We start from the raw sequence: 11,773 nt of genomic DNA on the forward strand, positions 1-11,773 counted from the left end.
GCCCGAACACTTCCGCCAGGGCGCGTCATCGCTTGCGCCAGTCGAGGGCGGCGGCCACTCAGAGGACGCTCATGAAGCTGACGGCGGTCCTCTCGTAGCGGGTGGCGATCCCGCGCCACTCCTTGAGCCTGGCACAGAGCTGCTCGACCTGATTGCGATTATTGTAGATCCAGTCCGGGCAGGTCACAGGTGCCTCGTAGCGCGGCGGTGGGATCGCCGGGCGCCCATGTTCCAGATGTGCTCGCGAAAGGCGTGGCTGGTGTAGCCGCGATCTCCCACGATCACTTGGGCACACCCGGCAGTTCGTCGAGCAGAGGAACCGCGTGAGGCAGCTCATGGGCCTGACCAGGCGCCAGCCCAAAGGCGATGGCGCGTACGCTGCCGTCAGCGATCACGCAGGCCTTGGTGCCATAGCGTCTGGGTCCAGGTCGTCTCGGCGTAGGGAGCCTCGACGCGCCGAGCACGGCCACGAAGATCTCGGCCTCGCGCACGACGCCGGTGGCGGGGTCGACGAGAACCGTGAAACCGAGGGAGGATCATGGCCAGTACGCCGGATCTCTCGTTAGAGCGGGCGATCCCGGCGTGGACAGGCGAGGTTGTGCGAGCTTGGGGATGGAGGGCGAGCGTTAGCGGGCCCTCCGGACAGGCGCACGGCGGACTACAAGATCAAAACGCCAAACCTATGCTTGGATCGCCCATCGCGCCACATCCTAATGACGTTCCGCTACCAAACAGATAGGCCGGCAAGCAAGTTCAAGCCTGACCGGAATGGCTTTCGGAGGCGTCCCCACCGAGGACCAGGCGCAACGACCGGGCTAGCTCGTCGCGCCGGTAGGGCTTGTTGAGCACGGGGAGCATCCCCTCTCCGATGACCTGACCCTCGTCGAGATTCGCGACATAGCCCGAGGTCAGCAGGATCTTCAGTCCAGGGCGAATGCGTCCCGCTTCCACGGCTAGCTGAGAGCCGTTCATGCCGCCCGGCATGACCACGTCCGAGAACAGGATATCGATCCGCTCGACGCCGCGAAGGTGCTCCAGCGCCTCGGCGGCGTTGTGTGCGACAATGACCCGATAGCTTAGCTCCTCCAAACTCTCGACGGCCATGTCGAGCACTTGCGCATCATCCTCCACCAGCAGGATGGTTTCACCCTCGCCAGCCTTGCGCAGCGGGAGCGCGCTGATCGGTCCCTGTCCGATTTCCTCGCCCGCAGAGTCCGAGGAGCGCGGGAAATATAGGTTCACCGTCGTCCCCGTCCCGACCTCGGAAGCGATGTCCACGAAGCCTTTGGCGCTTCGGGTGAAGCCATAGACCTGGCTCAATCCGAGTCCTGTTCCCTTGCCGACCTCTTTAGTGGTGAAGAACGGTTCGAACACGCGCTGGAGCGCCTCGGGGGCGATGCCGCCGCCCGTATCCGTGACGGAGATCACGACGTAGGGTCCCGGAGGCACGGCTTTGTCGGCGACCGAGGCCGTGTCGAGCCGGACGTTGCGGCTGCGCACAGCGATGCGGGCACCGCTCGCTCCTGCATCCATGGCATCGCGGGCGTTCACGATCAGGTTCAGCACCGCGGCCTCGAACTGCGCCGGGTCGATGCGAATCGGGTCAAGGGCGGGATCGAGGTCGAGGGCGAGCTCGATGGCAGCTCCCGCCGCCCGCTCCGCCAGCGGCCTGAAGTCCAACAGGAGCCGGTTCGGGTTCAAGGTCTGCGGCCGCAGCATCTGCCGGCGCGAGAAGGCCAGGAGTTGCTGGGTGAGCTGCTCGCCGCGCCGCGCAGCCGTCATGGCGGCCTCAGCCAAGCGCTTGACCCGGTCGACCTGCTCGGGCCTGCGGAGCATCATGTCGAGGCCTCCGACGATGACGGTCAGCAAGTTATTGAAGTCGTGCGCCACGCCACCGGTAAGCTGGCCGATAGCCTCCATCTTCTGGGCCTGGCGCAACGATTCCTCGGTGATACGCTGGTCGGTGATGTCCGACAGGATGCCGGCCATCCGCACTGGTACACCGCCCGGATTGTGCTTGACTTGTCCCTGGACGGATATCCACCGCACGGCGCCGTCCGCGCGCCTGATGCGGCATTCCAGGTCCAGGGCGCCGGTTTCCTGCACGGTTGAGAAGGCGGCTTCCACCGTGGGTCGGTCGTCCTCGACGACATGCGCCAGGAACCTCTCACGGCCCCAGGTCTGAAGGGGTTCGGCATAGCCGAAGATGGCGTCGTGACGAGGGGAGCGACGCGACGTATCGGTAGAGAGGTCGAGATCCCAGGAGCCAAGGCCAGCCGCATCGAGGGCGAAGGCCAGCGTCTCGCGCGCCGCCTCGACCTCGCTGGTGCGCTCAGCCACCCGCCGTTCCAGTCCCTCGTTGAGAAGACGCAGATGCTCCTGCGTGCGCTCGCGTTCCAGGAGGAGGCCGCGGGCCTGATATTGCCGTCGTCGCGCCCGCAGGGCTGATGCCACGGCGCTCGTCAATGTCTCCGCGTTGATCGGGCGCTCCAGCAGGACGACGTTGCCGAGGCGCGAGAGTATGGCGGCGGCGCGCGCGGGGCGGCGACCAACCTGCCGGGTGGCCAGGACGATGAAGGGGAAGTCGGACCAAGCCGACTGCGCGTCGAGCCAGTCGAACAACGAGGTCGCGTCCGCGTCGGCGAGCGCCTCCTCGGTGACGAGCGCCGCGGCGGCTCCGGCCTTAAGGCAGATCACCCAGTCCGAAGCGTCCGAGCATACTGAGCTCGGCGTCCCTGCACGGACGAGCAACTGCTCGATCACGAATGCATCGCGGCCGCGAGGGGCCAGGATGACGATCCGGTTCTCCGTATCTGGCGTTTCGGACATCAGGCATCGCTCTGAGGAGCGTTTCTGGCGAGCATCGAGACCTTGCCGTGGTACGAAGGCAAGCCCGTGAGCACACCCTCGAAGTCGTGTAGGGCTTCGCCGACTTGGAGGCCGCCCATCCCGACCCGCATCTCCCGGATCGTGCGCTCATGCGCATTGACCCTGCTCTTCACCACGGAAAGGGCAGTGCGCACCTCGCCCTTGGCCTCGAAGAACCGGAACAACAGGATGCAGTCGCTCAAGTAACTCAGGTCGACGTCGGAGCGGATCTCGCCGACTATGCCGTGCTGGCCGAGTACCAAGAGCGTCGTAACGCCCTGCTGGTTGAGGTAGCTCAGCAGCTCATGCATCTGCAGGATCAGGAACTCGTCGCCTGGCATGGCGTGCAGGTAGGCGTTGAGGCTGTCGATCACGACGACCGTCGAGCGGCGGTCCTCGACTGCGGTCCGGACCTCAGCGGCAAACTCTCCGGGTGCGAGCTCGGCCGGGTCGATCTGCGTGATGGTCAGGCGTCCGGCATCGATATGAGAGGTAAAGTCCATGCCGAGGATCGAGGAGCGCGTCAGAAGCGTGGCCAAGCCCTCGTCGAACAGGAAGTAGGTCGCCGTCTCGCCTCGCTCCAAAGCCGTCAGCATGCAGCGGACGGCGGTCGTGGTCTTGCCGACACCTGAGGGACCGATCAGCAGAGTGTTGGTTCCGGGCACGAGGCCTCCGCCGAGCAATAGGTCGAGCTCAACGGAACCCGTCGAGGCCGCAGTCGGGTCGAAGGACGTATGGTGCTCGGCCGCGATCAGGCGGGGAAAGACGCTGATGCCACCGGTGTCGAGGACGAAGTCGTGGTAGCCCCCGCGGAACTTGATGCCGCGCATCTTGATGATCCGCAGCCGGCGTCGCTCAGAGCCGAACTCGCGCGGCGCCTGCTCCAGCGAGATGACGCCGTGGGCGATGCTGTGGAGCTGCACGTCGCCCACCTCGGAGGTTCGGTCATCGAGCATCAGGACGGTGCAGTCGCGCTTAGCGAAAAACTGTTTGAGCGCCAGGATCTGGCGCCGGTAGCGCAGTGGGTTCTGGGCTAGCAGACGCAGCTCTGAGAGGCTGTCGAACACGACGCGCATCGGCTTGATCGCATCGACGCGGGCGATGACCTCCTTGACGGTCTCGCCGAGCTCGATCTCGGAGGGGTGCAGGATGGATTGCTCACTGTCCGGGTCCAGGCCGAGTTCGTTGACGAGTTCGTAGACCTCGATTTGGTCGAGCGACCAGCCATGGGTCGCGGCCGACGCGCGAAGCTCGTCGGCAGTCTCGGATAGCGTCACGTACAGACCTCGCTCGCCGCGCTTTACCCCTTCCAACAGGAACTGCAGCGACAAGGTGGTCTTGCCGGAGCCTGGGGTTCCTTCGAGCAGATACAGGCGGTCATCCGTTAGCCCACCGCCGAGGACGTCGTCCAGGCCAGGTATACCGGTCGAGATGCGGGAGCCGGGGGAGCGCTCCATGGAGGAGTGGGCGCGGTGTTCTTCCATATCTATGATTTGCCGAGTTATGGGGCTGCAGTCCCAACGCGTGGAACCTGACAATGCTCCAGCTTCGGCGACGGTGAAGCACGCTGGGCATATCAAACCGGGCCGATACAAGTTCTGAGCGGCGTCCTGCTGCGCGGGCCAGCCAACGAGCGGCTCGATGAGGGCTGGACGCATCCTCACCAAGCGGGCTTCGCACTGCGTCAACTCCAAACGGGAGCAGCGCGCCGGGACGTCCAGCGCCGTCTCGTGATGATGCGGCCGCCGCGCACGAGATGGCCGCCTCAGTAACCCGCGCCGGCTCAGTCGGCAGCCTTGGTCTAGCCCTACAGCATCAGGTCGCGGGCTGCGTCGGTCAGCGCTTGGGGCGCGGCAACGACGGCCTGGTACTGGACGTGGCTTGGATCATCTCGGACCCAATTGGCGACGCCAGGGGTTAGCCCCATCAGAGACCCGATCGCACTCGACGAGTTTCGACCCGCATCGCGAAGGAAACCATGTCGGATAGCACTTCAGCGTCAGTGACGTTCCCATCTCTTAAGGCTGCTCGATCGGCGTGAGAGCTATGCGGAATTCTGGGTGACGGAGGTGGTCAGGCGGCGCGGTGATCTGGGCTGGCGATGACCTCGGTCCCGTCGCGGAAGATGAGGCCGGCCACGACCTTCGGCAACTGGTTTTCGCCCTTCAAGCGTCGCCAGGTTTTCGAGGCCGCCATCACGAGCTTGAACACCATCAGCTTGGCGGTCGTGGGCGAGAGTGCGCCCTTGGTCCGGACCGTGCGGTGCCGGACGGCGGCGAACACGCTCTCGATCGGGTTCGAGCTGCGCAGGTGGTCCCAGTGCGCGGCCGGGAAGTCGAAGAACGCCAGCAACGCCTCCCGGTCTTTGGTCAGGCAGTCGGCGGCGCGCGGATACTTGGCCCCGTACTTCTCGACGAAGGCGGCCAGTGCCACCTCGGCCGCCGCCCGGGTCGGCGCGCCGTGGATCTCCCGCAGGTCGGCCTTCATCGCCGGCTGGACCGATTTCGGCACCTCGTCGAGGACGTTGGCGGTCTTGTGGACCCAGCAGCGTTGGTGAGCCGTGCCAGGGAAGACCCGATTCAACGCGCGCCAGAAGCCGAGCGCGCCATCGCCGACCGCGATCTCAGGTGCGATCGACAGCCCGCGCCGCTTCACATCGACGAGCAACTCGCGCCAGTTCTGGCCGCTCTCACGGACGCCCACCTGGAAGCCGACCAGTTCCTTCCTGCCCTCCGGTGTGGCGCCGATCAGTACGAGCATGCATTCCGCCTGCTCCTCCATCCGGGCCTGCAGGTATACGCCGTCGGCCCAGCTGTAGACGTAGCGGCGGGCCGAGAGGGCGCGGCCCTGCCAGCGCGCGTACTCGTCCGCCCAGCTCGCCGTCAGTCGGGCGGTGACGGCGGGCGGCAGGTTCGGAGCATCACGACTCAACAGAGCCGCGAGCGCCTCCTGGAAGTCGCCGGTCGAGACGCCGCGCAGGTACAGGACCGGCAGCAGCGCATCCAGGCTGCGGGTGCGCCGCGCCCACTCCCGTCGCGCCGCGGTCCCGGATGCGAACGCGCGCCACCGGGACCGGACCGATCCTGGTCTCGATCGCTCGCTCCGGCCCGTGGCCGTGCCGCACCAGCCGGGCGCGGCCGTCCGGCAGCCGCAGGTCCTGCATCGCGCTCAGGAATGCGTCGGCTTCCAGCTCAACGGCCTGGGCGAGCAGGCGGCGAGCCCCGGCGCGCAGCACTTCCGTCAGGAGATCGTCGATGTCCTCGGGCTGACGAAGCCGGACGACGTTGGTAAGTGTCTCCATGGCGTGTCGCTCTCGCTGACAGGTTCTGGCAGGCTCGACACCCGCCTCGATACGCCGCCTTCACACCTCCTTCGTCACCCAATCTCCCGCATAGCTCCAGCCATGTCCGCCGGCAATTCTATGATCTCGCCGTCTCCTCGCCGATTGCGACGGAAACGCTCTCCCGCATCGCCGCGCTCTACCGGATCGAGACCGAGATCCGCGGTCGCTCGGCCGATGAGCGGCGCGCTGCGCGTCACGAGCGAAGCCGGGCGGTGATCGAGGCGCTGGAAGCCTGGCTGCGGGAGAAGCTCGGCCTCTTGAGCCGCAAGAGCAATCTGGCTGAGGCGATCCGCTACGCCCTGAGCCGCTGGGCGGGGTTGACCCTGTTCCTCGACGACGGATGCATCGAGATCGACTCGAATGTCGTCGAGCGCGCGATCCGACCGCTGGCTTTGAATCGCAAGACTGCGCTCTTTGCCGGATCCGACGGCGGGGGCGAGCACTGGGCGGTGATCGCTTCGTCGGTCGAGACCTGCAAGCTCGTCGGCGTCGAACCCCAAGCTTACCTTTCCGACGTCATCACCCGCATCGTCGAGGGGCATCGGCAGCGGCGCCTCGATGATCTGCCGCCATGGGCTTACCAGGCAACGCCAGCCCTCAAAGCCGTGGCCTGAGGACAGCGCTTACCGAAGATCAAGATGCTTGGTTCGATCTCAGATTGAAGTCGCCCATTTTTCGTGACGCTCGGGTCTGTTGGTGGAGCCACCAGCAACCCCATGGGGTCCGCGAGGTCGGCGAGCCCAACCCTGGCAAGAAGACCGGCACACCCCTCAGATCGTCAGTACAATTTTCCCGAAATGCTCATTCTTCTTCATGCGGGCCAGCGCCATCGCCTCGTGGACGGCGTAGCGGCTGTGACAAGCGCAAAGGGCTACCCAATCTAATGAGGCAGCCCTTTGAAATGTAGAGGGACAGCCGCCTTCACGCTGTCGCTGATCTCACGCCGCTCGCACGGTTGCGAGGAAGCGCCCGACCTCAGCTGCGAGATGCTCGGACTGGCGCGACAGCTCGGAGGCGGCGCCGAGCACCTGGCTCGCCGCCGCCCCTGTCTCCTCCGCCGCACTCGCCACGCCTGAGATGTTGCTCGTCACCTCGCCGGTACCCATCGCTGCTTGGCCGACATTTCTGACGATCTCCTGGGTGGCAGCGCCCTGTTCCTCTACGGCGGCGGCGATCGAGGTCGCCACGTCGCTGATCTCCCGGATCCGCCCGGTGATGCCGCCGATCGATGTGACTGCTTGGCCCGTCGAGGCTTGGATCCGCGCGATCTGCCCGGAGATCTCGCTCGTGGCCTTGGCGGTCTGCTCCGCGAGCGCCTTCACTTCGGACGCCACCACCGCGAAGCCCTTGCCAGCTGCACCAGCACGCGCCGCCTCGATCGTGGCGTTGAGTGCCAGCAGGTTAGTCTGACCGGCGATGGTTGAGATCAGCCCGACCACGTCGCCGATGCGCGACACGGCGCTGCTCAGCTCCTGCACCAATGCGCCGGTCTGGTTGGCTTCGTGCACGGCGCGCTGCGCCAGTTCGGCCGAGCCTGCCACCTGCCGGCCGATCTCCTGGACGGATGAGCCCAACTCCTCGGCGGCAGCCGCCACGGTGTTGACGTTGCTGGCGGCCTCCTCGGCCGCTGCCGCCACCGTGGTCGACTGGCTGGCCGTCTCCGTTGCCGTTGCCGTCATCGTCTGGGCGGTAGCCTGCAGCTCGGTGGCCGAAGACGAGACCATGCCGATAATCCCGCCGACAGCTGCCTCGAAACCGTCGGCCATCTGGCGCATGCCGGCCTTGCGCTGCTCCTCGGCCGCCAGCCGCGCCTGAGCAGTGTCGGCTTCAAGCTGGCGGGTGTGGATCAGGTTGTCCTTGAAGACCTGGACCGCTGCGGCCATCGCGCCGATCTCGTCGCCGCGGCCAACGCTTGGAATCGCGGTTTCAGTGTCACTCCGAGCCAGCCGACGCATCGCAGCTGTCATGCGTTCGATAGGCCGAGAGATGCCCAGCAATGCAAAAACGATGGCGCCCAAGGCCGTCACCGCGGCTACAGCCAACATGGCCTGTGTCGTGCTCACCGCCTGTACCTTCTCCTCGCGTGCTGCTGCGCCGGCTGCTGCTCCCGCCGCCACGTTAAGGGCTACAAGTTTTTGAGCGGCGCCTGTGACTGCGACGTATTGGGCGTTTATCGGGCCACGAAACTGGGCATAAATCTCGTCCCGCTGTGTCGGATCAATCTGGCGGAGAGAGTTCCAGCTTGCCGAAAGTATTTTCCATTTTTTGCAGAAATCTTCAAATATTGCCTGCTCTTCTGGCGAGCTAATCAAGGAAATGTAAGAAATTCTAGTTTTTTCGGGGCTCTGAGAAAGATCGTCTATGGTCTTCAGGCTGACGGCACGCTCGGCGTCGGCGTCGGCGATCAAATAGCGGAACTGCCAAAGACGTGCGCGCATCACCCAGGTACTGAGCGTGTGCGCTGCGTTCACAGACGGCAGGGCATTCGAGTCCAGCAGTTCGATTCGATTGCCGATCACGTTTAGCTTGCGAAGCGATACACCACCTTGCACGGCCGAGATGACGGCGAGCGCAGCGAAGAGACCAATCAACGTCGTCTTGATCGAGGGTCGCATGTCGTGATCCAGAGCTGTTTGCAAGATCTTGCAAAGATGGACCAACGTTAACGAATAAATCTTAATCTATATCTAAGGTCAAATCTATAACTACGAGACCCACGAACAGCTCCGGGCGCACCTACAGCTGTTCGTCGACGCCTACAACCATGCCCGTCGGCTGAAGTCCCTGCGCGGCCTCACACCCTACGAGCATGTCCTTCAGGTCTGGACGAAAGAGCCCGAACGCTTCAGGCTGGATCCGTCACACCCCATCCCGGGACTATACACCTAGTTGCTTATCCGAACTGAAGCCACGGCAGTGGAAAATAACTGCAGCATTGCCGATGTAATATCGCCGCCTGATGCGACTGGGAAATAGAGACCGTCCGATGCGCAAGCCTTCAACATCGGACCAATGTTGTTTTCATACGGTTTGACATAGGAATTATAGAAACCGTTATCATAAATTGGCAGATATTGCGTGTAAATGATTCCAATGCGAACATTATTATTTTTGAGCGTATTGCATGTCGATGGGCTGAACGGACCAATGAAGCGGTTGCTCGTATACTGAAAACCTGCACTCTTATTTGTGACGCTTCCTCCAGTATCTTCAACGCCATCAGTGACAAAAAATAGAAACCGGATCGGCGAACCTGCAGTGGTACCGGTGCCGCTCGCGGGTATGGTCGTGTTCATCTTAGCAATCGCACGCTCGAAATCAGTTTGATTGTCATCTTGGTTGTAGTACGCATAAGCAATATCAATACTTGGAGCGGCTGTTTTGATCTGGCTCAACGTCGGCGTCATCGCCTGCAGCCGGGTTTGCGTGGTCGAATCATTGAAAATCCACATCTCCATCTGAAATTGCTGGGCGAGAGACATACTGGAATTGGCTTGGTCTACGAGCGCTGAAACCGCATCTCTCAGTACCTGAATGCGGAGTTTGATATTGTTCTTCTGTGCGATGTGATAATTATCAGTCGTGCTGTCGCCAGTCACTCTCCCCTTCTTGTCGTAGGTATGTTCATGACACGCAAATGCACACCCGCCTGTAACGAGCTTCATGTTGTTCACGTCGGTATCGGTAGCTGCGAGCCCCATGGATGGCGAAGTGTCGAGCAACAGGTAGAAATTTATGTACTGAAACAGGTTGCGCGTGCTCGATGAAGCTCCGTCAAAATACAATGCTGGCACCTTCATGATGCTGCCGATTGTCGTCTTGATGTTGGCTTTGTAGCTCGCGGTCAAACTCAACGTCGAGGCCCCATTCACGACCGGACCGGGTGTGAAGCTGTTGACCGTCACGCCGGGCACTTTCGCAGCCTCAGTGCGAAACTGCGTCTCCAAGGCCGTGAGACTGGATTGAGCGATGGTATTAGATTTTTGCGCCATCACCGCGAGCACCGCGCCGTCGAGGGCGGCGTCGAGTTGAACTTTTGCAGCGTTGCGCCGGCCGTAGTCGACCGCCGCGCCCGTCGCGAACAAGACCGGAATGGACATCAGCGCGAACATGATCGCGACCTGACCCGATCGGGCACGTCCAAACTGTTCTGTGGAGGTGCGAAGGCGCCGTGCGCCCTGTCTTGAAAATCGCAGCACGACCCCTCAAGCAACTCAGCTATAATTCGGACAGGCGGCTCCGCCTGGCATGACGATCTCGTTCGTAGTGCGCTCGGCCCAGGGGATCTGGCGCGTGAAGGTCAGTTGCCGCGTCCCGAAGATCCATCTGTAGAGGCTGCTCCCGATGAGCGGCGTGTAGGTCATCGAAACCTCGGCCAAAATGTAGCGAGCGCCGTCGAACTGGTAGGTGGCGGGCGCGGCAGGCACGCCGTTGGTGCCAGCGATCACCAGACGCGCGCGTGCCGTGGCGTTCTGGGCCCAGCTTGAGCAGACGCCGCCAAAAAGAGTACCGCCGACACTCTCGACGCCCATCGCGCTGACGACGATCTGCAGTCCGGACACATCGAGCGGTTGCATGATCGCGCTCGCAGCGGAGGCGATGGTCGTCATGTCGGACGCTGACGGGCTCGGGTTGTCAGCCCGGCCTGAGAGATCAGCGAGTGCTCGGGCGAATAGGGTCAGCTTGCGAGTCGTATCGCCGATGCGCGTCAACTCGACGGTTCCGAAATAGATCGTCACCAAGGCGGGTAGGATCATTGCGAATTCGATCGCGGCCACGCCACGCTGATTTGTGCGGAAGCGAGTGAACATGGCGCAGCTCACGAGCATACCGACTTGGTGTTGTAGGGCTCGACCTTGAACACAGTGGCGGCTTGGAGAACGCGACGTTTGTTCGGTAAGGTCGCCACCGTGGATCCGAGCAAGGGAAAGAAGACTGGTACATCTACTGCCGCTTGGACAATCATGATGGCAGAAGCGCCAGCGCAGGTGTAGCCCTGAAAACTCGGATTCCAATCGCTGATATGCGTCGACGAGTCGATGGCTACAGGGGAAACTGTAGAAGCGCCGGAAAAACTCGCCGCTTGGGTGACGCTGACGCGCACGTTGGCACAATTGAAGATCGTCAACCGAACCGCGCCATTCGGCATCGTGCAGATTGCGCTTCGGAAGTTGGCTATTAAAGTCGTGGAGTTGGTGATGCCGGCGTTCGTCGTCTGGAACTGACCGGTGTAGATCTGTCGTCCGGCATCGACGACGGCCTGCTGAAGGATCTCCTGCTCCCAGTAGACCAGGCCATTCTCCAGGCAGGCACAGATCAGAGCGAGGAATGGCAGCCCGAGCAGGCCAAACTCTACCGCTGTCGCACCTTCCCCCGCGCGGTAGAAACGCCGCAGGACCCACAGGCAATTTCGCAATCGTCGAGTGACGGCCAAGTGTGCCGGCTCGTGGCCCATCGGTCGCCCCAAACGTCTGCCTCCTGCGTCCTCGGCAGGCGTCGCGCCGGCTACAATAAGGTCGAAGCGATTGACGATCCGTTTCTAAAGCCACCAGAAATTGAAAT

At 63.0% G+C, this 11,773-nt stretch carries 6 protein-coding genes and 4 pseudogenes; 2 read left to right on the top strand and 8 right to left on the bottom strand.

Translation table 11 applies throughout. The annotated features are described in order from the left end of the window. Window positions 1–58 precede the first annotated feature (58 nt). From Q8W67_RS26675 to Q8W67_RS26690, 4 genes and pseudogenes are all read right to left on the bottom strand, one after another. A pseudogene (locus tag Q8W67_RS26675) lies at window positions 59–413 on the bottom strand (transposase); the annotation flags it as partial. Window positions 414–753: 340 nt separating this feature from the next. Continuing rightward, a complete protein-coding gene (locus tag Q8W67_RS26680) occupies window positions 754–2,829 on the bottom strand; it encodes a PAS domain-containing sensor histidine kinase (RefSeq protein ID WP_305551251.1) in 2,076 nt (691 codons plus the stop codon). Beyond that, window positions 2,829–4,352, bottom strand: a complete 1,524-nt coding sequence (locus tag Q8W67_RS26685) for an ATPase domain-containing protein (RefSeq protein WP_305551253.1) — start codon at window positions 4,350–4,352, stop codon at window positions 2,829–2,831. Before Q8W67_RS26685 ends, Q8W67_RS26680 begins: the two co-directional genes overlap by 1 nt. Window positions 4,353–4,941: 589 nt before the next feature. Then, window positions 4,942–6,169 (bottom strand): annotated as a pseudogene (locus Q8W67_RS26690) (IS256 family transposase). 50 nt (window positions 6,170–6,219) lie between these two features. Between Q8W67_RS26690 and Q8W67_RS26695 the strand changes: the two are divergent. Then, window positions 6,220–6,825: pseudogene (locus Q8W67_RS26695) on the top strand (transposase); the annotation flags it as partial. 324 nt (window positions 6,826–7,149) lie between these two features. Here the strand turns inward: Q8W67_RS26695 and Q8W67_RS26700 are convergent. Beyond that, window positions 7,150–8,826: a methyl-accepting chemotaxis protein gene (locus tag Q8W67_RS26700; protein ID WP_305551255.1), complete on the bottom strand. Its 1,677-nt coding sequence runs from the start codon at window positions 8,824–8,826 to the stop codon at window positions 7,150–7,152. Window positions 8,827–8,911: 85 nt separating this feature from the next. Between Q8W67_RS26700 and Q8W67_RS26705 the strand changes: the two are divergent. Further along, window positions 8,912–9,100 (top strand): annotated as a pseudogene (locus tag Q8W67_RS26705) (IS3 family transposase); the annotation flags it as partial. Here Q8W67_RS26705 and Q8W67_RS26710 read toward each other — a convergent pair. Genes Q8W67_RS26710 through Q8W67_RS26720 form a run of 3 tightly spaced genes read right to left on the bottom strand, consistent with a single transcriptional unit; the run spans window position 9,097 to window position 11,645 of the window. Next, on the bottom strand, window positions 9,097–10,410 hold the full coding sequence (locus tag Q8W67_RS26710) for a TadE/TadG family type IV pilus assembly protein (RefSeq protein ID WP_305550165.1): 1,314 nt from the start codon (window positions 10,408–10,410) through the stop codon (window positions 9,097–9,099). The pseudogene Q8W67_RS26705 and the gene Q8W67_RS26710 sit on opposite strands and share 4 nt — an antisense overlap. A 15-nt stretch (window positions 10,411–10,425) precedes the next feature. Beyond that, the gene (locus Q8W67_RS26715; protein ID WP_305550166.1) at window positions 10,426–11,022 is read right to left on the bottom strand and encodes a TadE/TadG family type IV pilus assembly protein; all 597 of its coding nucleotides are present in this window, start codon (window positions 11,020–11,022) and stop codon (window positions 10,426–10,428) included. 8 nt (window positions 11,023–11,030) lie between these two features. Continuing rightward, window positions 11,031–11,645 carry a TadE/TadG family type IV pilus assembly protein gene (locus tag Q8W67_RS26720; RefSeq protein ID WP_305550167.1) on the bottom strand — a complete coding sequence of 205 codons (615 nt, stop codon included), beginning with the start codon at window positions 11,643–11,645 and terminating at the stop codon, window positions 11,031–11,033. Window positions 11,646–11,773 lie beyond the last annotated feature (128 nt).

The sequence above is a fragment of the Methylobacterium sp. NEAU K genome, assembly GCF_030700285.1.
Taxonomy (GTDB): Bacteria; Pseudomonadota; Alphaproteobacteria; order Rhizobiales; family Beijerinckiaceae; genus Methylobacterium.